The 23,425-nt window shown below is 37.0% G+C and carries 18 protein-coding genes; 5 read left to right on the forward strand and 13 right to left on the reverse strand.

The genetic code is table 11. The features are described 5' to 3' along the window. Positions 1-3 precede the first annotated feature (3 nt). The 3 genes from PFY10_11800 to PFY10_11810 are packed head-to-tail and all read left to right on the forward strand — an operon-like array spanning position 4 to position 2,037. Positions 4-375 carry a 3-hydroxyacyl-ACP dehydratase gene (locus PFY10_11800; protein WBV54920.1) on the forward strand — a complete coding sequence of 124 codons (372 nt, stop codon included), beginning with the start codon at positions 4-6 and terminating at the stop codon, positions 373-375. A gap of 5 nt (positions 376-380) precedes the next feature. After that, on the forward strand, positions 381-866 hold the full coding sequence (locus tag PFY10_11805) for a hypothetical protein (protein ID WBV54921.1): 486 nt from the start codon (positions 381-383) through the stop codon (positions 864-866). A gap of 4 nt (positions 867-870) precedes the next feature. Then, complete coding sequence (locus PFY10_11810) at positions 871-2,037, forward strand: DUF2062 domain-containing protein (protein ID WBV54922.1); 1,167 nt, start codon at positions 871-873, stop codon at positions 2,035-2,037. A 1-nt stretch (position 2,038) separates the two neighbouring features. Here PFY10_11810 and PFY10_11815 read toward each other — a convergent pair whose 3' ends face one another. From PFY10_11815 to PFY10_11865, 11 genes are all read right to left on the reverse strand, one after another. Continuing rightward, positions 2,039-2,404, reverse strand: coding sequence for a hypothetical protein (locus PFY10_11815; GenBank protein ID WBV54923.1), 366 nt, complete (start codon positions 2,402-2,404; stop codon positions 2,039-2,041). 124 nt (positions 2,405-2,528) lie between these two features. Further along, positions 2,529-4,541, reverse strand: a complete 2,013-nt coding sequence (locus PFY10_11820) for an FG-GAP-like repeat-containing protein (protein WBV54924.1) — start codon at positions 4,539-4,541, stop codon at positions 2,529-2,531. 23 nt (positions 4,542-4,564) lie between these two features. Then, the gene (locus tag PFY10_11825; protein ID WBV54925.1) at positions 4,565-5,656 is read right to left on the reverse strand and encodes a hypothetical protein; all 1,092 of its coding nucleotides are present in this window, start codon (positions 5,654-5,656) and stop codon (positions 4,565-4,567) included. Between the two features lie 256 nt (positions 5,657-5,912). Next, positions 5,913-7,580, reverse strand: a complete 1,668-nt coding sequence (locus tag PFY10_11830) for a C45 family autoproteolytic acyltransferase/hydrolase (protein ID WBV58938.1) — start codon at positions 7,578-7,580, stop codon at positions 5,913-5,915. A gap of 70 nt (positions 7,581-7,650) precedes the next feature. Then, positions 7,651-9,186 carry an NAD(P)/FAD-dependent oxidoreductase gene (locus PFY10_11835; GenBank protein WBV54926.1) on the reverse strand — a complete coding sequence of 512 codons (1,536 nt, stop codon included), beginning with the start codon at positions 9,184-9,186 and terminating at the stop codon, positions 7,651-7,653. Between the two features lie 200 nt (positions 9,187-9,386). Beyond that, positions 9,387-10,268: a lipid A biosynthesis acyltransferase gene (locus tag PFY10_11840; GenBank protein ID WBV54927.1), complete on the reverse strand. Its 882-nt coding sequence runs from the start codon at positions 10,266-10,268 to the stop codon at positions 9,387-9,389. A gap of 48 nt (positions 10,269-10,316) precedes the next feature. After that, entirely contained in the window at positions 10,317-10,571 is a 255-nt protein-coding gene (locus tag PFY10_11845) for a phosphopantetheine-binding protein (GenBank protein ID WBV54928.1), read from the reverse strand. 5 nt (positions 10,572-10,576) lie between these two features. Then, positions 10,577-11,797: a beta-ketoacyl-[acyl-carrier-protein] synthase family protein gene (locus PFY10_11850; GenBank protein ID WBV54929.1), complete on the reverse strand. Its 1,221-nt coding sequence runs from the start codon at positions 11,795-11,797 to the stop codon at positions 10,577-10,579. Between the two features lie 17 nt (positions 11,798-11,814). Beyond that, positions 11,815-12,546 carry a 3-oxoacyl-ACP reductase FabG gene (gene fabG / locus PFY10_11855; GenBank protein ID WBV54930.1) on the reverse strand — a complete coding sequence of 244 codons (732 nt, stop codon included), beginning with the start codon at positions 12,544-12,546 and terminating at the stop codon, positions 11,815-11,817. 15 nt (positions 12,547-12,561) lie between these two features. Further along, positions 12,562-13,668, reverse strand: a complete 1,107-nt coding sequence (locus PFY10_11860) for a WG repeat-containing protein (GenBank protein WBV54931.1) — start codon at positions 13,666-13,668, stop codon at positions 12,562-12,564. Continuing rightward, the gene (locus tag PFY10_11865) at positions 13,665-15,191 is read right to left on the reverse strand and encodes an aromatic amino acid ammonia-lyase (GenBank protein WBV54932.1); all 1,527 of its coding nucleotides are present in this window, start codon (positions 15,189-15,191) and stop codon (positions 13,665-13,667) included. The genes PFY10_11860 and PFY10_11865 overlap by 4 nt, the downstream gene beginning before the upstream one ends. Positions 15,192-15,289: 98 nt before the next feature. Between PFY10_11865 and PFY10_11870 the strand changes: the two genes are divergently transcribed. Continuing rightward, complete coding sequence (locus tag PFY10_11870; protein ID WBV54933.1) at positions 15,290-16,543, forward strand: NAD(P)/FAD-dependent oxidoreductase; 1,254 nt, start codon at positions 15,290-15,292, stop codon at positions 16,541-16,543. A gap of 58 nt (positions 16,544-16,601) precedes the next feature. On the opposite strand, the gene PFY10_11875 is transcribed toward PFY10_11870, so the two are convergent. Together PFY10_11875 and PFY10_11880 are read right to left on the reverse strand one after the other, a co-directional pair. Then, positions 16,602-17,894: an AMP-binding protein gene (locus tag PFY10_11875; protein ID WBV54934.1), complete on the reverse strand. Its 1,293-nt coding sequence runs from the start codon at positions 17,892-17,894 to the stop codon at positions 16,602-16,604. Positions 17,895-17,995: 101 nt separating this feature from the next. After that, the gene (locus tag PFY10_11880; protein WBV54935.1) at positions 17,996-19,678 is read right to left on the reverse strand and encodes a M23 family metallopeptidase; all 1,683 of its coding nucleotides are present in this window, start codon (positions 19,676-19,678) and stop codon (positions 17,996-17,998) included. 335 nt (positions 19,679-20,013) lie between these two features. Between PFY10_11880 and ileS the strand changes: the two genes are divergently transcribed. Then, entirely contained in the window at positions 20,014-23,403 is a 3,390-nt protein-coding gene (gene ileS, locus PFY10_11885; protein WBV54936.1) for an isoleucine--tRNA ligase, read from the forward strand. Positions 23,404-23,425 lie beyond the last annotated feature (22 nt).

Genomic DNA, 23,425 nt, shown 5'->3' on the forward strand with positions numbered 1-23,425 from the left:
CAGATGCAAACCATTCTTACAGACTTTTATACTCTAAAATCGTACGACAAAGCGGAAAACGGAAGCTTCGTTGCCCATATCAGATTAAACAGTGATCACGAAATTTTTAAGGGACACTTCCCGGGAAATCCGGTTACGCCCGGAGTGTGCATGATGCAAATTGTAAAAGAACTTACAGAAGAGATCACCGGTTCAAAGTTGTTCTTAAAAACAGCTTCCAATGTGAAGTTTATGGCCATCATTAATCCTTTTGAAACACCCGACCTTACTGTACAGCTCGATATTAATGAAGGAGAAGATGAGATTAAAGTAAAGAACACGACTTTATTTGGCGAGACTATTGCATTAAAGATGTCTGTACATTATAAAAGATAGAAATTATGAAATTCATCTTATCGCTGGTAGCCGTATTTACATTTTTCTTTCAGTCCTCTGATCTGGAGTCATTGAGAAACAGCTATGCGAAAGCCAATCAATCGAACGCCAATACTCAGTCCTTTATCAATATCGCGGAAAAACAGTCTTCAACTGATCCCGTTATTTCCGGTTATAAAGCAGCTGCACAAATTATGGAAGCCAAGGTAACCACTGAAAAAGGAAAGAGAAAATCTTTTGTAAAAACAGGTGCAACAAGTCTTGAAAGTATTATTAAAAATAATCCTAACAATATTGAATTGAGAGTGATCCGCCTGAGCGTTCAGGAAAATATTCCTAAAATTGTAGGATACCATTCCAGTTTAAAAGATGATAAATTATTCATTCTGAACAATTACAGCAAGCAGAATCAGGCTTTAAAAAGCTATATTCAGAGATTTGCAGCGCAGTCTAAAACTTTTACTCCAGCAGACAAAGCTTCATTAAAATAAAACAATGACCCTTCCTGAAGTACAAAATACAATTTCCGAAAAGAAAATCTGTATTTTAATTCCCACCTACAACAATGAAAGAACACTGGCAAGAGTTATTGATGGTGTTTTAGAATATACTTCAAACATTATTGTGGTCAATGACGGATCCACGGATTCCACAGCTCAGATACTGAACGGCTATCCGCAAATTACAGTCATTACACTTCAGGAAAATAAAGGTAAAGGAAACGGCTTAAGAACAGGTTTCAGAAAAGCAAAAGAATCAGGATTTCATTACGCTATAACAATAGATTCTGATGGCCAGCATTACCCGGATGACATTCCGGTTTTTACAGAAGCCCTTATCAAAGAAAAAGAAGATGTTTTGCTCATCGGTAACCGAAATATGTCTCAAGACGGAATTCCTAAGAAAAGCAGCTTTGGAAACAGGTTTTCTAATTTCTGGTTTTGGTTTGAAACAGGTATTAAATTAGAAGATACCCAATCTGGCTACCGTCTGTATCCATTACTAAAGATCCCCAAGAAATATTTTACCCCAAAATTTGAGTTTGAGATTGAAGTTATTGTAAGATCTGCATGGCGGCATATTCCTGTTAAGAATGTCCCTGTTAAGGTTCTATATGATCCTGCAGAACGGGTTTCTCATTTCAGGCCATTTAAAGATTTTACCCGGATAAGTATCCTGAATACCATTCTTGTTACGATTACCCTTTTCTACATTATTCCAAGAAATTTTATTAATAATTTCCGTAAGAAAAGTCTCAAAAAGTTCATTAAAGAGGATGTGCTTGAAAGTGATGGCAGTAACAGAACGAAAGCTTTTTCCGTTGCATTAGGTGTATTTATCGGGCTGTCACCTTTTTGGGGATTTCAGACACTGCTTGTTATTTCCTTATCAGTATTATTTAAATTAAATAAGGTGTTGGCTTTTGTCGCATCCAATATAAGCTTACCTCCCCTTATTCCTTTTATCATAGCAATCTCTTTATTTATCGGAGCTCCTTTCGTACATGGTGAAAGCAATGTTTTTAACCAGGAATTAAATTTCGATCTGGTAAAGAATAACCTCCTTCAATATGTTATCGGCAGTATGATCCTTGCAAGCACAGCATCTGCTATTTCAGGTGCTGCAGTCTATCTTTTTCTTAATAAAGTAAATCCTGAATAATTTATTTAAATACAACCCCTGAAAATAACAAAAGGGTTAATATAACAGTAATAAATATCGAAACGATAACCAACACCATTTGAGCTGTTGCATAGGTCCTGGCTTTCTCGTCCTCTTTTATTTCAAAGGAAAAATTAATTTTATGAGGGCTTTTGATAATCCACCAGATAAACAACAACAGGATCAGGTTAAGAATGATGGGAAAAAATAAAAACATTTTGCTGCCAAATCCATCTGTATTTTTTCCATATCCGTGGATAGGAATAATCTCGGGAATGGAATCATATACACTTACTAAATAACAAGTGTAGCACACAATAATAATAAAAGGAATACTAAATAAGATTTTAATCTTCTTCGAAATCATTGAATCGTTTTTACTTATTCTCAGAATAATGTAATATTATTTTGAGCCTGCAATATAGTATTTTAAATAAAAAACTGCATAGCCTTTCGACTTTGCAGTTTGAAGTTATTAATTGATTGTAGTACTATTTTTTAGTTACTTTCTGCGAATATAATTTGCCATTCTTATCTAATAACACGAGAATATAAGTACCTGTGTTCAGCTGTTTAATCGATATTGTATTTCTTTCAACTTTTGTCTGCAAAGCTATTCTACCGCTTGCATCAAATAATCTGGCCTCCACCGGAACGAAATCGGCGTTGGATTTGAAATTTAAAAGGTCCGCACTCGGATTAGGATAAACTGTCAGCAGTTCTTGTGTATTTTGCACTTCCTTCACATCAAGATGTGTTCCTTCCACAACATGCAATGTTGTATCCGGGGTAACATTACTAATAACATCTACCAATCCGGAAGGCCATTTTACGACCACTTTTCCGATCGTTGTTGCTTGCCCGATTCCAAAATGAACATTAAGAGTATTCATATTCATAAAACCTACCCCACTTTGCACATCCCGAATCTGTTTACCCCATTCTCCGTAAATCTCAACTCTTGCCCCGATTCCATTTCTGTTACTCTGGGTTCCCCTCAATGTCACTTTTAACCAGTGATTAGAATTTCCGTCATTAATCATGATCGTTTGTCCACTTTGAATGTCCAGGAAACCATCGTTATTCAGATCACCTATTGGACGCTTGTTAAAGTCAAGACTATAAGGATTAAGGTTAGGAGTGAATTGGAAGTTTCCATTGCCAAACATAATTGTATTTCCAGCTCCCAATACATCGAGGAATCCGTCATTATCAAAATCATAGGCCACATATTCCCTGCTTAGATTGCTTATAATATCATATCCGGAGCCTGCAGATACATCAGTAAAGGTGCCGTTACCATTATTTTTCATGACTCTGCTCAACCCGTTTGAGGTAGAATTTATCCCAATGATAGCATCCATCCAGCCGTCGTTATTAAAATCCCCCCATGCAGAGGACCATGTCTGTGTAGGATTCGCCATATTAGCTGCCACTGCCACATTCGTAAACGTTCCATCACCATTATTCCGGTGCAGCTCATCTACGTTTCCTCCTGGCCCTGAACCACCACCACTGCATTTTGCAATATAAAGATCCATATCTCCGTCATTATCATAATCAATCCAGATAGAACCATAATTACCTCCTGAAGGAAAATCTCCCAATCCTCCCTGGTTATGGTTCATATTAGTACCATCATTCAAATAGAACCGGTTCGGCGCATTATCATCACATACAAAAGCATCAAGCTTTCCATCTTTATTAATATCTATAAAATTGGTACGCTGTGTCAGGAATGTTTGGGGTTTTCTGTCAGAAGTGTACCCCGTTCCATCTGCATTGGCCTTTAAAAAACAAATGCCATTTCCCGAACCATATATCAGATCATTAAATCCGTTATTGTCATAGTCTCCAGCTGCTATGCTCCAGCTAGGGGTAACTGTGGTGTTGGGAACGTTATAGGTAACCGGATTAAAAGTTCCTCCAGGCTGCTGGTAGGAGATTGCAATCTGCGTGTTACTCAAAACAGATACAATATCATCCAGATAATCCCCGTTCATATCTACTACACAATTATTATAAGTACCATAAACATTACCGGACTGCGGGGTAAAAGACACCCTGTTGACAAGCGGAGCCGTTTCAGATACCGTGAAATTGAATCCTGAACTGGACCACTTATTATCAAAAACAATATAATATGTTGTGCCGGCCTGTGCTGTAAATGTTACCTGAGAAGCGTTTCCTAAAAAATCATCATTCGCCGTTACACAGGTCAATGCTCCGCAGGTGCCTTTAAATATAATCTCCCGGGTATCAACATTTTGTCCTGTAATGACTGTTGAGACGGTAACACTCCTATCCTGGGTCGCGGTATATTTGTACCATAATCCGGCTGTACCAGGCAGTCCGATATTACATGCCGTAGTAGCTGCAGTTCCGGTAATTACAGGTGCTGTATTTGTTCCCAGCACCACATTCAATGCAGAAGCACACGTTAATTGTGCAATTCCCCAGGTTATATTGAATAACAAAATAAAAAGGGATAAATTTTTTCTCATGTTTTCTTCAGGTTGTTTAGTTTTTAGGGACAGTTTTGGTTCAAAGAATTGATCCATTGATTTAAGAGGGCAACCCCTTCATCATGCACAATTGTTCTCCCCAGCAAAGGCATTCTCTTACTTTCATCTACAGAAGAAAGTCTGAAGCTCATCACTGATTTGTTATGATTTCCAGGTGTTATAATTCTTTCCAATGAGGCATCTATCGGTTCATCTGCCAGTACACAAACTCCCATATTGGTAAGGTTTGTAGTCTGGTTAAAGCTCAATCGGATAGCCCGATAATCACAACGTGCATTCTGCTGATGGCAGTGAGCACAATTAATATCCAGATAGGATCGTAACCGGATATCCACAGGCTTACTCGTATCTTTATAATTCACTGTAGAAACGATGTTTGCAGGATAGCTGACCAGATAACCCTCGTCAACCAGTTTTTGCAATTGATTTTTAATTCCTCCAGGGTAATTGTATGTTGTATTTAAATTCTGGGGCTTTACCCCAATAGGAACAGGCTTATTGTCTAATTTGTGACATGCATAGCATTCCGATTCCGATGGAATTCTGTAGTCAATATTCAGAATTTCATTATTTTCTTTTTTAAATGTAATATTTTTGGAGCTTCCGCTGGTAAAATCGTTTCCGGATACGAGGTTGGCTTCTGTCTGGTCATCATTCCATAAATATTCGGCAAATATCCATCCACTGGATTTTCTTATCATTAATCTCGTTTCCAGAATTTTCGTTGTATTACCGGGCTGTATGGTATTGTAATAAAAACTTTTTATCAATACAGTGCCAACAGGAAAGTCTAATGTTTTGCTATCACCATCAAAAGTAGCTTTTGTACCTTCCGGCATCCAGATAAATCTTTTCTTTAAAGCATAATCTGTAAAAAGCGAACTGGCAGGTTCATAAGGTATTACTTTGGTTGCCGGAACCAGGTTCTTCAATTCGCCGGTGAAAAAAGAATAAGTAGATAATTTTGCATAGGGAACAGCATTAATATCGAAATTAACACGGGGATTTTCAACGCCTATTCCTTCGATTCTCTCATCTTTACAGGAGTACATAATAAGAAAGGACAAAAGAAATAAAAAATAGATTTTCTTCATTCATTTATTAATTTTAAACAAACGAATATAATTAATAAATTCAAATGTTTTAAAATATTTTTCACTTAAAAGTAATTTTTAATTAAAATAATAAAACAAATTACCCTAAATAAAACAAATTACTCAATAAAATAACTGAAAATACAAGCAATCCCACAAACACATATATTTTTATACCCAATAAAAATCAGATAAAATATGATCACTAATATTCAATAGTATTAAAGGGAATGGGAAAGTTTTAGATAGAACAGTCTTAATTCAATTTTCTATCGGATTTTCTCAGATATTTTTCAACTTTTCTTTTGTCCGGGACAGTAGTGATTTCTTTCGTCAGAGCTTTTTCGAAAGCTGCCTTTGCCTTATAAAAGTCTTTCTTACTGAGATAATACTTTCCCGTCTGGTAATAAACAAGCCAGAAATCAGGGTTTAAGGATTGATAATGCCGGATCCAATCTTCTGACAGCATTTCTCCCGTACGTTCTGAAGCATCATCTATCTGGTTATGAAGCTTTTTGTATTCTTCATAATTTTTAAATTCCCGGGAGTCTAAGAAAGGGTCTTTAGATATATTGAGGCTGGAAACAGCAAATTCTCCGGATTTCAAACGATCTGCGGAAAATATCCTGTTTAAATCATAACAAACAAATTCGCCCAACTGATAAGGATTAGAAGAAACCCAGACTAATTTCTTCTGAGGTGAAAATATGACGGCATGATGAGCCAGCAGCTGGTTAAGGGCTTTTTCATTTCCATATCCTATTTTTTCACCTTTTAAACCTGATCTGTCCCTGAGAATCGAAGCCATTTTTTCCGGATTTAATTTTTTGTTCTCCTGAAGAAGCTCCTGAATTTTTTCATATCGATATCCTGAATGGCTTTCCAGAATATGTTTCCTGTTTTTCTTATCATCTTTATAAGGCTCGGATTGAAAATGATTGGTACAAACAATACCACTTGAATTCTGAACCCGGTAAACTCCAAAGTTGTTGGGAGAAACTTCAATTATCACTGCATCTTTATCATTGGCGCTTCCTACCAATATAGATTCTGAAACGAAAACCTTTCTTTTTTTAGCAATACCAATGGCTTCATCAATATTTTTAGCATACTGCAAAATCTCCCTGGTTACAAGAGATATTGGGGTTTTTGCGGTTAAGGGAATTTTGGATTTCCCTGCGTTGATGGTCACCGTGATTCCTTCTTTATTCATTCCGGAAACCACCCCGATCATTCCGGGCCAGCTGATAGACATATAGGGAATACCTTCTTCAGGTTCTATAAATTCTACAAGCTTATTTTTTGCAAAATCGTCTCCAACATAAAAATCAAAATTTCTACCAATCAGCAGGTCTCCATCTTCCGTATTATCATTCCAAACTGCCAGAGAGCTGCATCCCACCAAAGCAAGATCCTGCATGGCGTGGCCAATATCATGAGCTCCATGAAGATATAGGCTTCTTAAATACCTTGGAGCAATAAAGTTGTACTGATCAGAGGAGTAACGGGACAATCCGTATAGTTCAGCCTGATAATCTTCCCTTACATTCAGGTACATCTTCCTGTTATACCATTTTAGAAATCCTCGTAGTAATTTTTGCTTAAAATTGGATGGTACAAATCCTTCTACCTTAGAGAAAAAAATGGCTTCCTGCTTCTGCATCAGGTCTTTCGTCAATGCACCATTATTGTATCCCAACTGTAAAGGATTTCCCTTGATATATAATTCCCAAAGCTGCTGCCGGTTCTTTGTTAAATAATTCTGATTAAAACTAAAGGTAGAATCGTTAATCCTCTCTACTTTGGGAACTTCCAAAGCATATTGTTTTACTTCAGGAAGATGATGTATGGATTTTTGGATACCACATGAGACGAGCGTAATAGTGCATAAGAGCGAGCATACTATCTTACAGATATCAACAATACGTAAGATAGAAAAGGAAGATTGAAAACCCTCATTCCACTTTCTATCATCCCGAATTGAAAACCTGAAATTAACTCTCTTTGTCACTCTTTGTATCCATTTTTTTCAAACGATCATCAATAAGTTCTTTCCCTACAATCTCGGCACAGGTATTAAAAGCACCTATGGTCACGCCTAAAATACCATGCATATTAACAGTCTGTCCGGTTAAAAAGAGATTATCAATTTTAGTCCTTGGTGAAACCATTGTTTTCAAAGGGGTTTCAGAACTTTTTATATATCCGTACATATTTCCTTCAAAACTTCCTATATAATCACGATAAGAAAGCGGTGAAGAGGTGTATATATGTTTAATCGATTGTCTGAGATCCGGAATTTTCTTTTCCAGCGCATCAATCATCCTGTTGGCTTTTTCCTGCTTGAACTTTTCATATTCTTTTCCTCTTTCATACTCATCCGTTACTGTATTGACTGTTTTCTCCCATTTTTTCACCTCATCAAAATCCATATAAGTAATTGCTGTCATACTTTCTGCAAATTCAGGATGATGCTTCGATGGCGTGGAGCTTAGCATATACGTCTCAGGCCAGGTTTCATTCTTATACTGATAAGCATTCCAAACCTGTTCACTGTAAGAATAATGGTAGATGTTGTGATTAAAATAGGATATAATTCCCGGCTTCAGAACAATATAGACACTGAAGCAGGAAGAAATAGGCTCCCAGCTTAAAACCCTGTTAAGAAAAGATTTTCTTAGTCTTTTCTCATTGATCAGCTTTAGAGTAGAACGGATTTCCATGTTGGAAATAAACTTTTTAGCAGCATATTCCTTTCCTGTTTTAGTCCTTACGGCAACCAAAACATCCTCATTAAAGATCATTTCAGAGACTTCAGAATGCTTGTGAACATCTGCACCATATTCCCGTAATTTGCGGATGAGCAACTTGGAAATCTGGCTTCCTCCTTTCACACATTTATAAGCACTCTGAATACAGGAATTAACGGTAAGTGCATGCACATAAAACGGGGTCTTTTCAGAATCTCCGCCATACAGAAAATTAGACCCTAATAATATGGCCTGCAACTTCTTATCAGAAGTAATTGATTCTATGAATCTCCGGGTATTGAGGTGAAGGATCTCCTCATTGTAATGGTCTTTTCCAACCACATTATATCTGGGGAAATGATTACAGACGTATTGTACTCCCTCACAGTATCTTTCAAGATTTTCTTTTTCATGAGGAAAGAAACGGGATAATTGAAAAACAAAGTTCTCATAACCCTGCGCATGAGGATATTCTGTATCATCTCCGTCAAAAGTTATTTTATCAAATCCGTTTAGATCCATTTGCTGGATTTCCAGATCATCCATAATTTCCAGATAGGAAAAAAAACGGTTCAGGTTCTGGCCTTTTGAAAGCCCTCCAAGATAATGAACACCGGTATCGAAAATAAGTTTATTACGGGAAAAGGTCTGTAGATTACCTCCGTACTGATTGTTTTTCTCCAATACACATACCTTAAGACCTTCTTTCGCTAAAATCAAAGCCGAAACAAGACCTCCTAAACCGCTGCCGATTACAAGTATGTCATATTCTTTTTTCAAAAGTAGCGTCTCATTTCTTTAAAGCTAAGAAATTCAGAGGTTAAATTATTAAGCAGACGAGTATTTATTTTTGCTTCTTCCTTACATTAAGATTATGCAAGGACAAAAACAAATACAGTAAGCTTCATTGATCTAAACTTCTAAAGAAATCTTAGCAGTTGGAGTTATTGTTAGTTTTTATGCCTTAAAAGTATAGAAAATTAATTAATATCATCCCAGAAATCAAAATAATTGAACCATTGCAGCGGATATTTTTTAATCATATTCTCCAGATTCTCGACATAAGAGTTTAATAACCCCTGAGCGTCCCGTTTTTTTACGTGTGCAACCCTTGCATATAAATGGTAGTGGAGATTCTTTTCTTTCATAACATAAACGTACACCACAGGCACTCCTAACCTGGAAGCAATAAGAAACGGGCCTGCCGGAAACTTGGCACTTTTCCCCAGCAATTCGGTTTCCAGGAATTTAGAGCCTTCAAAGTAACGATCTCCTGTAAAGCAAATCAACTCATTTTTAGATAAGGCGGTATTGATATCGAAAATATGGGACATATCATCTTTAACGTAAATAAATTTGATATTGCTCTTTTTAACAGCAATACTGTCCATATATTCTTTAATGGCTGTAACTTCCTGATCCGTAGTCACTAAATTAATCTGGCAATCGAAATCAATATCTGCAAAAAAATGTTCCGCGATTTCAAAATTTCCGATATGAGCACTGATAAGTACGCCGCCTTTTTTTTCATTAAGAAGGTCCTTAAGATTCTGGATCCCATCAAATTCATAGGTAAACCGATCCCTTAAGCCAACCGATATGGCTGTCTTATCGATAAGAACCTTTCCAAAAGTAAAGTAACTTTTAAATACAGCGATTTTTGACTTCCAGAAATTATACTTTAATCTTTTGTTGAAGTAATAAAAGATATACTGATTACTCTTTCTTAGAAACAGAAAGTAATAGGTTGCTACAAAATAAAGCACAAAATATGAACTTCTGATGCCGATATTTCTAATACAGTAAACAAATATCTTATATCCTGATATTGTTCCTTTAGACTTACCTTTCCACTTGTTCATTTTTGATCTGCCTGATTTTTATAATAAAAAATAAAGTTCAGTCGATAGTTATGCGTTTTTGTTAGCTATTTTGTTTTCAATAGTGTTGTAGAAGTCATCAAATGTGACCATCTTTTTAAAATCGGCTTCGCCTAACTTCACTCCGAAGTTAGCCTCAATAATGACAACCATGTCAATATAATCTAAACTGTCTAAACCTAAAGTTGTTTTAAGGTTAGCGTCTTTGTTTATCTCATCGCCATCTACCTCAAATTCATTTACTAAAAAATCATTAACGATAGCAACAATTTTTTCTCTTTCCATCTTTTTTAATCAAATTTTTTTACAATTAATGCCGAATTGGTTCCCCCAAACCCAAAAGAATTCGACAAAAATACGTCAATTTTTTGATTTTTTGTTTTAGATACCAAATTTATCCTTTTTGCCTCTTCATCGGGATTTTCAAGATTGATGTTCGGAGCTACAAAACCATTCTCCATCATCAGCATCGAATAAATCACTTCGCTGGCTCCCGCCATCCAACATTCATGTCCTGTCATTGATTTTGTAGAGCTTACCGGAACTTCGCTGCCAAAAATCTCGTAGATCGCACGTGCTTCATTAGCATCTCCTATCGGAGTAGATGTAGCGTGTGCATTGATGTAGTCTATATCTTTAGCACTTAATCCGGATTGTTTTAGAGCTCTGTCCATTGCTAAAGCAGGACCATCTACATTAGGAGTAGAAATATGTCCCCCGTTTGAAGAAAAACCATATCCTATAATCTCTCCTAAAACAGGAACTCCCCTCCTTTGGGCAGATTCAAGGCTTTCGACGATTAAGGTCGCCGCTCCCCCACTCGGGATCAATCCGTCACGTGCAGAATCGAAAGGTCTTGATGCCTTTTCAGGTTCGTCTTCCTTTACAGAGAAAACACCCAGCCCATCAAAACTGGCCATTGAGTATTTATTGGTCTCCTGAGCTCCGCCGCAAACAATCATGTCTTGCAGACCGCTTTTGATCATCAGATAAGCAAGCCCCAGAGAATGTGATCCGCTTGCACAAGCTGCGCTGATGGTAAGGTTAATTCCTTTGAGTTTAAAAATCGTGGATAGATTCATAGTCACCGTAGAGTTCATAGACTTGAAAATGGCACCTGATCCCATCAATGTAGTATCCTTCTTTTCCCTGGCAATATCAATCGCTTCCACTACAGCCTGAGATACGCTATCGTTCCCATACAAAATACCTACTTCATGATCTTCAAGAAAACTGTCGCTGACCTGAGCCTGTTTTAAGGCGTCTACTGTAGCAAGATAAGCATATTCACTTTCTTCTCCCATGCTTACACGCTGTCTTCTGTTCAGAAGACCTTTAAGGTCCGGTTTAGGAACTTGTCCTGTTAACCCTGATCTGTATCCGAATTCCTTTCTTTCCTTTTCCAGAACGATCCCTGATTTGCCTTGATATAGGGACTCTTTCACCTCTTCTAAAGAAGTTCCGATGCAAGAATAAATTCCCATTCCGGTAATCACAACCCTATTTTCCATCTTTCTTATGCTATTGATTATGAATAAATACCACCATTAATATTAATCACTTCTCCTGTAATATAGGAGGATTTTCGTGAAGCCAGAAATGCAACCAGATCAGCCACTTCTTCAGCCTCCCCAAATCTGTTTGCAGGAATCATTGCCTTTAATTCATCTTCATTAAACTCCTGTGTCATATCTGTTCTTATAAATCCCGGAGCTACTGCATTTACCGTGATATTTCTTTTGGCAACCTCCTGCGCAAGTGCTTTTGTTGCACCCACTAAGGCTCCTTTTGCAGCGGAATAATTGGTTTGTCCGGCAGTTCCTTTAACACCGGAAACTGAAACCATATTTATAATCCTGCCATATTTGTTACGCAACAATTTCTGAATGAAAAAATTCGTAACATTGAAAAAACCATTTAAACTGGTATTAATTACACTATTCCAGTCTTCATTCTTCATCCACATAAACAGACCGTCTCTGGTAATCCCTGCATTATTTACGATCACTTCAACCAATGCATCGGCATTACTTTCCTGCCAATCCCCTAAAACCTTAAGGGTTTCTTCCGCATTCCCCACATCAAACTTAAGAATTTCTCCAGTGGCTCCAACTTCTTCAACTTTTGCCAATGTTTCCTTTGCTGCCTCTTCATTAGAAGTATAGTTGATCAGTATATGATAATTTTTCTCCTCAGCCAGTTTTATACAGATTGCCCTTCCTATACCTCTGGAACCACCTGTTACAATTGCACATTTCATCTCTTAGAATTAGTTTTAATTTTGAAAAAGTTCTGCATTATAAAACCATTTATTTCCCACCAGGGATCCTGTTTTATCAATAAAACCCCATTTTCCGGATTTCTTCACTCTGGAAACGCCGTCATTAAAACCTTTATTTTTTTCATTGAACCCAAAGCTTACTGAAATATCATAATCCATCGGAATAACAAGCTTACCGGAAGTATCAATGAATCCCCAATTCTTTCCCTTTACTGGAGCCAGGTTATCATTGCTAAAAACTTCAGCATCATTATATGCAGGTTCTACTACAAAGTTTCCTTTCATATCAATATATCCCCATTTTCCTCCTGAATATGCAGGAGCTAAATTTTGATTAAATGCCCTCGCCTTATCAAACTTAGGCTCTATCACCCATTTTCCTGCTTTGTCCACAAATCCTATTTTTCCGTTTCTGCGGGCGTAAGTAATGGGCTGGTTTCCAAAATCCCAGACCTTATCCGCACCTTCAGCGATGGAAAAAGTACTTCCATCAATAATACCATAAGCTTTTCCTTTCTGCGCCCAGGTTGCTCCGTTCTTATATTCTCCGATATCGTTATATTCCACAGGAACAATCACTTTTCCGGCTGTATCAATAATTCCCCATAATCCGTTCTGAGAAATCCTCGCATAACCATTTTGAAAGGGTTTGATAACATCATATTCTGCGGGTATTACAACCTTTCCGCCCGTATCAAATGCTCCGATTTTATTTGAAACTTTTATTAAGGCAAGTCCATTGTTAAAATCGTATAATTTATCCGAATACGGCATGTTTAGCTTTTCTCCATTCTTATTGATATAGAACCAAATTCCATCACGTTCCACAGCACAAAGTCCATCATTGAAATCCCTCGCCTTCGTGAAGGAAGGTTCGATAGCCATTTTACCATCTTTCCCTACAAACCCCCACATATCTTTGATTTTCACAGCTGCTAATCCGTCAGAGAAACTTCTTGCTGTTTCATATGCAGGTTCAATTACGTAATTTCCCGATTTATCAATATATCCTATTTTCGCCTTTTCTTTTACCAATGCAAGCTGCTGAGCAAATATACTTTTCCCCAATACGATAAGAGAAAGAATCAACACTTTTTTCATCCTTTGTTGTTTTTAAAATATTGTTTCACCTCTTCCAGATAAGGGTACATCACCATATCGTCAGAGAATGCCGGGATGATTTTTCTGATATCATCATATAAGCTTTTTGTTGAAGAGGACACTTTATTCTGGAAACCAAGATATTCGATTGCCTGAACAACTGTGATCGCTTCTATACTTAACACCTCAAAAGCATTTTCTATTACTTTTCTGCAAATAACCGCTGCATTCGTTCCCATACTTACAATATCCTGGTTATCATTATTGTTAGGAATACTGTGGACATACATAGAATTCGACAGCATCTGGCTTTCAGCAGTAGTAGAAGTAGCTGTAAATTGAACACCCTGCATTCCGAAGTTAAATCCTAATTTTCCTAAATTAACAAAAGGAGGTAAAATTTCATTGATCTTGGAATTCAAAAGATAGTTCAATTGTCTTTCTGCAAGCATTGTTAATTTAGTTACGACCAACTTTAGTTTATCCATCTCCAGCGAAATGTAATCACCATGGAAGTTTCCACCATGATATACATGTTTATCTTCAACGTTGATGATTGGATTATCATTTGCGGAATTGATCTCATTCTCAAGGACTTTCTCTGTGTATTCCAAAGTATCCAGTACAGGTCCCAAAATCTGAGGAACACATCTTAATGAATAATATTCCTGAACCTTTTCTTTAAATACTTTTTCCTGCTCTTCGAAGTGGGTATACAAATGATCTTCTCTTTTTCTGATCAGTTTACTGTCAGATAAATGGGCTCTCATTTTTTCAGCAATTTTCTGCTGTCCATAATGTCTTTTGGTTCCGTTTAAAACCTCTGAGAAATGATCATCATAAGCCTGAACAATCTCATTAATCGCGCAGGAAAGCTTTATGGATATTTCAGTAAGCTGGTTCGCTTTATAAGCATTTACAGCTCCGATACCAGACATTACAGAAGTTCCGTTCATTAAAGCTAATCCTTCCCTGATCTCAACTTTTATCGGCTCTAATCCTTCCGTTTCAAAAACTTTTTTTGTTGGTTGCCTATCTCCTTTATAAAATACTTCCCCTTCACCAATCAGAACCAATGCCAAATGGGCAAGCTGGACCAAATCCCCACTTGCTCCCACTCCTCCATGTTCAAAAACAAGAGGGATAACATCCCTGTTTATCAATTCTTTAAGTAAATAAACTACAGAACTATGAACACCGGAATTTCCCAAAGACAAAGTATTAAGTCTCGCCAACATACAAGCCTTAACTTCGGCTGCAGGAAGAGGATTCCCAATTCCTGAAGAATGGCTTCTGATCAGGTTATACTGAAGCTGATGGGTGTCTTCATCACTGATTTTAAATTGAGCCATGGGCCCAAAACCTGTATTTACACCATATATTACTTTATTCTTTGAAAATTCTTTTAAAAACTGAAAGCTTTCTTCCACTCTTGTTAAAAGTGTATCATCCAGTTCTATTTTCTCATTTTCAATAATAATTTTTTGAAAATCCCTCAGTTCTAAAAAGTTGTCTATTTTCATTAATCAGAAGTAATAGTAGATAATTTTATAAAATATTAATTAATTGTCACTAATTTTGCGGCAAAGATAGAAGTTATTATTAAAATAAAAAATCAAAGATGGGTAAAGAGTTTGTAGACGTTCTTGTAATCGGTGCCGGACCTTCAGGATGTGTATCTTCCTCATACTTAAAGAAGAACAACATCAATGTAAAGGTTGTTGAGAAAGCCAGATTCCCAAGATTGGTCGTTGGCGAAAGCCTAATTCCCAGAGTAATGGATCACTTTGATGAAGCCGGACTTTTCCCTGCCCTGGACAAAATGAACTTTGAAAAAAAACTGGGAGCCCGCTTCCTGAGAGGTGATGAAGTCTGCCTGTTTGATTTCAGTGACAAATTCGGAGAAGGTTGGGACTGGACCTGGCAGGTTCCCAGAGCTGATTTTGATAATACACTTGCCAACGAAGTCATCAATAAAGGAATTGACCTTGAATTTGAAACAGAAGTAATCGACATCAGGTTTGAAGGAACCGATTCTGTGACCACCGTAAAAAATAAGAATGGCGAGATGAAAGAGATTCATGCAAAATTCGTTATTGACTCCAGTGGTTATGGAAGGGTATTGCCTCGTTTACTTGATCTGGAAAAACCTTCAAAACTATCTCCTCACTCCGCTATTTTTTCGCATGTTGAAGATATCAATAGAGAAACGGGAACGGAAGGAACCTTAATCTCTTTCGATATCATTGAAACTGAAGTATGGCTTTGGGTCATTCCTTTTTCTAATGGAAATACAAGCGTAGGAATTGTAGGTCCTACAGATTATATTGAAAAGCTTGCAGAAAATGGTGACACAACGGAAGCTCTCAGAAAAGCAATTTCACTCTCGGATTATTATGTGAAACGTTTTGGAAACGTAGACTTTATCTTTGAACCTAAAAAACTAGTTGATTACTCTTGCTCTGTAAAAAAACTATACGGTGACGGGTTCGCCCTTACGGGAAATGCATCAGAATTTTTAGATCCTGTTTTTTCATCGGGGATGGCATTTGCTACAGAATCCGGAATGCTGGCGGCCAAACTTGCCATCAGACAATTGAACGGGGAAACTATTGACTGGCAAAAAGAATATGCTGATTACATACTATACGGTGTAGATGTTTTTACCACTTATGTAAAAGAATGGTATACAGGAAACTTACAGGAGCTGTTCTTCCACAGGCCGGAAAACGAAGATGTCAAAAGAAAAATATGTGCAGTCCTGGCGGGTTATGTGTGGAATAAAGACAATCCTTTTGTAAAGAAGCACGATACTGTCATAAAAAATCTTGCTAACCTGATTAAAATAGAAAAACAACAACAAGAATTACAATAAAAAGCGGCCTAGTTTCAGGCCGCTTTTCTATCAGTTTAAAGTACTTTATTTCTTTTATCTATCTCATATCAATAAAAGTAATCGGTTTCCTGCTGTTGGGATTATGTACAACTTTAGATAAAGTCTCAAATTCCACAATTTCAATCTTAGGACTTACCCTTAGCTTAGCCCGGAAGTGATCCCGTACTTCGCTTACGAAATTTTCAGACTCACTATCCGTACTAATTTTAATGATGATCTCATCCAGCCCGATTTCATTAGATTGAATAACAATCTGATAACATTGTAAATTATTAAAATCATTCAAAATATCATTCATTGCAGGTGGATAAAGTGTTGTCCCTTTATATTTGATCATCTGCTGCTTCCTTCCGATCACAGGTCCAAGACGCATGGTGTTACGCCCGCATTGACAAGGCTCATAATGTGCTTTTACAATATCTCCTGTTTTAAATCGAAGCAATGGTATAGCTTCCACATCCAAAGTAGTAATAGTCAATTCACCACTTTCACCTTCCTGTACAGGATTTTCATTATCATCAAGTATTTCTGTAATGATCAGCTCCGGATGCTGATGTCCCCCCACCTGAAACTCACATTCGGTAAATGCCGTACTCATTTCTGTGGAGGCATATGTAGAAAAAAGTTTAATATTCCATTTCTCCTTGATTTTCTGCGAAAGAATATTATCTGTAAAATCCTGGTTTTTGATACTTTCCCCAATACAAACAGCTCCATAAACGCTGGAATTTTTATAATCAATCCCATTCTTTTCTGCATAATCTATCATTTTTAGGAGAAAAGAAGGAACTGTGATCAGGTATTTAGGCTTATACCTGAAAATAGAATCCCATTGTAATTCCGGAATTCCAGGTCCCATCCTTACAACACTGACACCCATTTTCCGCAGTCCCAGAAAATAAGCTAAACCTGCCATAAATCTTTTGTCGATCGTAGTAATCATCTGCACTACATCTCCTTTCTGTACTCCCGCACAAGCAAAAGAAATAGCTTCATTATAAGCTAACCTTTCGAGATCTTTATCAGATAGCCCAAAGGTTACCGGATCTCCTAAAGTTCCCGAAGTCGTACTGTAATCTACAATCTCCCCTGGAGGAATACAGAAGAAATCATGGTTATGCTGCTGCAGATCATCCTTTGAGGTGGTAGGAATCTTCCGTAAATCTTCCAAAGATTGAACATCACCACAGCTGATATTATTTTCTTTAAATAATCTCTGGTAAAACGGCGAATTCTTTTCAAGATAAATTAGAAGTTCCTGAAGTTTTTTTTCCTGAAACTGTTTAATTTCAGGAAGGTTTGATTTTTCGATTGATGGATAGAATTCCAATGATTTTATTTTTATGTAACAAATTTATTAAATAAAATATTGTAGAATGTATTCGGGTATAATGTATTCATGATTTTTAATTGTCGTGTATCCCCGACATGTTATCTCTGAAATGTAAAAGTTTGTGTATTCATGTTTCCTGCAGTATTGGTTGTTGTCACTTTTAGTGTATGTACACCCGAACCTTTAGGACATTTTTCATCAAAAAGATAAACGAAATTATCTTTTATTCTGGCAAAACGAAGCCATTTCCCATCCAGTTCCGCACGAAATGATTCTACATCTCCAATATCCGTTTTCCCTCTGAGGATCAAAGAACTGCCTGCTATAAGCGCACCTTCTTTCCAGTTTGGAGAAACCGATGGCACACTATTATCCAAAAGAATTCTCGCTACCCCCAATCTCTTAAATTGTCCTTCGAGATAGCTACCATTCCACTTTCCTTTAATAAACTCTTTATCACTTCCATAGTTAAGCTCAATTACCAAGCGGTTCTTTTCTTCATCATTTAATTTCCGGTTGGGTTTTATTTTCAGAGCATAATGATCATGAATGGGAACATAGAGATTGTGTAATATGACAGCATTTGAAACTGCATCCGAATCAGATCTTTCAGACATTTTAAAATTAATTGCGTCATAAAGAGCATTTTTGCTCAAATTGATTTCCGCATTCTCTGTTTTTATTGTCCTTGCTTCATTAGGATGTATTGTCTGGGCACCCTCAACTATTCCTTCTGAGGTTTTAATCCATTGGATTTGGGTTGTTAGCCGACTGGTATTTCCATTAGTATCTTTTAATACAATTTCAATATCATGAATCGCATCATCAGGAAGGTTTATAATCCCATTTGATCCGGAACTGTAATCAGAAAGCTTCATTCCCGGTAATACAGACAAATGCTGAATACTCATTTTATCACGAATGAACTTTGCGTAATCGATACAACCATTGATATAACGGGTATCATCATAACTCACTTTATCTATTGTAAAGCTGTATATTAATTTATTATCCATCAAAAGCTGTGCTTCATAGATCCCGAGATTAAAACCCTTATTAGCTTTATCCACAGCTTTAATGGCTAAGCTCACAACCGGAGAATTGACGTATATGATATTGGCCGTATAAGTATTTCCTGATTTTTTAACAGAGACATCATTCGCCCCAGGCTCATAACTACTGAACCGTCTGTCATACCAATACAAACCACTCACTATGGGGGCAACATTGTCCGGAATGTTAAAACCAAACAACAACGGATTCAGACACTCTTCCGTTTTTGTATCTCTGATTTCAAAATGCAGATGGGGTCCGGCGGATCCGCCGGTATTTCCACTTAAAGCGATCATCTGCCCTTTCGCTACAGGAAACTGGCGTGGAGAAAAAGTAATATCCTGCTCCCACTTTTCATCTTTATACTGCATTTCTTTTACGAATGCGTCAAGCTGATCAAAATATTTGTTTAAATGGGCATAAACAGTAGTATAACCATTAGGATGTGTAATATAAACAGCATTGCCAAAACCATAGCGTTCAACCTTTATTCTGCTTACATAACCTTCCGCAGCAGCTACTACGGGAAGATTTTCCTGACTGTTCGTCCGTATATCCAGCCCCATGTGAAAATGATTTGGCCGTACAGCACCGAAATTAGCCGCCAGCTGTATCGGGATATTTAAAGGATTTCTAAAGTAGTTTTGAGGATAGCTATTTTGAGCCAGCATCAGGTTCCCGCTCACAAATAAATAATAAGCAATAATCTGGAAATGGTTTTCATTCAAATGGTTTTTATGTGTTATCTTAAAATTACGAAATTTTGGTTATTTATCAGAAAAGTTAAAACCAAATGATAAAATGTATAATTTGAAAGTGGGCTCTAGCCCATTTTTATTAATATGAGAATAATTTTAATGAATAAAGGTCATAGAAGTATCCAGTAAAAACCTTAAAAAAGCTCAATTTTGCATTTCAAAATTCACAAATAATCAATCCCTTTATTTATATTTCTGAAATTGAAGTTTTTAATAGATGATATCAAAATAAAACATGTATTATAAACCGACAAAAAATCACTAAATTTGCCAACTTAATTAATCAACGATATTGAGATAATACAATGAGTCAATTTAAAGAATACAAAAACCTCAACCTTATTGATATAGCCGACAATGTTTCGGAATTTTGGAAACAAAATAAAACCTTCAATAAAAGTGTTGAAATTCGCGAAGGTAGCCCTGAGTTTGTATTTTATGAAGGTCCGCCTTCAGCAAACGGTATGCCCGGGATTCACCATGTAATGGCAAGAGCGTTGAAAGATATTTTCTGCCGTTACCAGACTCAGAACGGTAAACAGGTTTTCCGTAAAGCGGGTTGGGATACACACGGGCTTCCTGTGGAGCTTGGTGTTGAAAAGGAACTAGGAATTACGAAAGAGGATATTGGCAAAAAGATTTCTATTGAAGATTATAATAAAGCATGTCGTGAAGCGGTAATGCGTTATACAGACGTGTGGAATAACCTTACAGAAAAAATAGGATATTGGGTGGATCTTGATGATCCATATATTACCTATAAATCAAAATATATGGAGACCGTTTGGTGGTTACTAAAACAATTATACAACAAAGAGTTGTTGTATAAAGGTTATACGATCCAGCCTTATTCTCCAAAAGCAGGTACAGGACTTTCTTCACATGAGTTGAACCAGCCCGGAACATACCGTGATGTTTCGGATACCACCATAGTAGCTCAATTCAGAGTAAAAAAAGAAACCAGTGATTTGTTCAACGATGTAGAAGGTAATGTAGACATCCTGGCCTGGACCACTACTCCATGGACGCTGCCTTCAAATACTGCTCTTGCTGTAGGAAGAGACATTGAATACGTTGTTGTTAAAACTTTCAACCAATATACTTTTGAGCCTGTAACGGTTGTGTTGGCAAGAGTTCTTTTGGAAAAGAACTTTGGTAAAAAATATGTAGCAGGAACAGCGGAAGATTTTGCCAACTATACATCGGAGAGCAAAACAATCCCTTACCAGATTCTGAAAGAGTTTAACGGAGAAAAGTTAGCAGGAACTCAGTATGAGCAGCTCATCCCATGGTTTACGCCGTCTGAAACCCCTGAAAAGGCATTCAGAGTGATCATCGGTGATTTTGTGACAACTGAAGACGGTACCGGTATCGTTCATATCGCTCCAACTTTTGGTGCGGATGACGCCAGAGTTGCTAAAGAGGCAGGTATTCCTCCAATGTTGGTAAAAGATGAAAACGACAATCTTGTTCCGTTAGTAGATCTGCAGGGTAGATTTATAAAAGGAGAAAATGTTCCGGAAGTATTCTCAGGAAAGTATATCAAAAATGAATATTATGATGACGGGACCGCTCCTGAAAAATCTTGGGATGTTCATTTGGCAATTGTATTAAAAGAAGAGAATAAAGCTTTCAAAGTAGAGAAATACGTCCACAGTTATCCTCATTGCTGGAGAACTGACAAACCTGTATTATATTACCCATTGGATTCGTGGTTTGTAAAAATGACAGCCGTAAAAGACCGCCTGGTGAATCTGAACAAGGAGATCAACTGGAAGCCAAAAGCTACCGGAGAAGGACGTTTTGCCAACTGGTTAGAAAATGTTAATGACTGGAACCTTTCACGTTCCCGTTACTGGGGTATTCCATTACCTATCTGGAGAACAGATGACCTGAAAGAAGAGATAGTAATCGGTTCTGTAGAAGAACTATACAACGAGATCGAAAAATCCGTTGAAAAAGGATTCATGAAAGAAAATCCTTTCAAAGGGTTTGAAATAGGAAACATGACGGAAGAAAACTACTCTTTGGTAGATCTGCATAAAAATGTGGTAGACAAAGTTGTTTTGGTATCTGCATCAGGAAAACCTATGAATCGTGAAAGCGACCTGATCGATGTATGGTTTGACTCAGGCTCTATGCCTTATGCCCAATTGCATTACCCTTTTGAAAATAAAGAATTAATAGACAATAAAAAGGCCTTTCCGGCGGACTTCATTGCCGAAGGTGTGGATCAGACCCGTGGTTGGTTCTATACCCTTCACGCAATCGGAACAGCCGTTTTTGATTCAGTTGCTTATAAAAATGTTATGAGTAACGGACTTGTTCTGGATAAAAACGGTCAGAAAATGTCTAAGCGTTTAGGTAATGCGGTAGATCCGTTTGAAACTCTTTCCGTTTATGGCCCGGATGCTACACGTTGGTACATGATCTCCAACGCAAATCCTTGGGAGAATTTGAAATTTGATATTGAGGGCATCGATGAGGTAAGAAGAAAATTCTTCGGAACCCTTTATAATACTTATTCCTTCTTTGCATTATATGCGAATGTGGATGGATTCAATTATTCAGAAAAGGATGTGGAAAACCGTCCGGAAATAGACAGATGGATCCTTTCCGAACTGAACCTTTTAATTAAAGAGGTTAAAGCATTCTACGAGGATTATGAACCTACAAGAGTAGCAAGAGCGATAAGTAATTTTGTAAATGACAACTTAAGTAACTGGTATGTAAGATTATGCAGAAGACGTTTCTGGAAAGGAGACTACTCCGATGACAAGATCTCCGCTTACCAGACTTTATATACATGTCTTGAGGTAGTTGCTAAATTATCCGCACCAATTGCTCCGTTCTTTATGGATCAGTTGTATCAGGATCTGAATAAGGTAACAGGAAAAGAAAACTGTGATTCAATACACCTTACAGATTTTCCGGTTGCTGATGAAAGTTTAATCGATCAGGATCTGGTTGAAAAAACCCATTTAGCACAGCAAATCACAAGCATGGTATTCTCTCTTAGAAAAAAAGAGAATGTAAAAGTACGCCAGCCTTTACAAAAGGTATTGGTTCCTGTATTAGATTCCAAAGCTGAAGAACAGATTCTTGCAGTTGCGGAACTGATCAAACAGGAAGTGAATGTAAAAGAATTACAATTAATCAATGCAGAAGAAGCTTCTCATTTAATTGTAAAGCAAATTAAACCGAACTTTAAGGCATTAGGCCCTAAATTAGGGAAGGATATGAAAGTAGTTGGAAATGAAATTGCTAATTTCTCATCAGAACAAATTGCTGATTTAGAAAAAGAAGGCAAAATAGCTATCCAAGGTTACGAAATAACAATGAATGATGTTGAAATTTCAACAAAAGACATTCCGGGATGGACAGTAACTTCTGATGGAAAAACAACTGTGGCATTAGATTTGACGTTGACAGACGAGTTGAAATCTGAAGGTGTGGCAAGAGAGTTCATCAATAGAATTCAAAACCTGAGAAAAGACAAAGACTTCGAGTTGACAGACAGAATAAATATCTTCATAGAAGAAAATTCACCATTCCTTGATAATATCAAGAAAAATGAAGAATATATTTCTGCAGAGGTCTTGTCAAATAAAATAGAAATTGTATCTTCACTTTCAAATTTTAACGAAATTGAGATAGATGAGGTTAATTTTAAGGTAAATGTTGAAAAAAATTAACATATAGTTATTGCATTTCAAA

This window comes from Chryseobacterium daecheongense (assembly GCA_027920525.1).
In the GTDB taxonomy this organism is placed as follows: Bacteria; Bacteroidota; Bacteroidia; order Flavobacteriales; family Weeksellaceae; genus Chryseobacterium; species Chryseobacterium proteolyticum.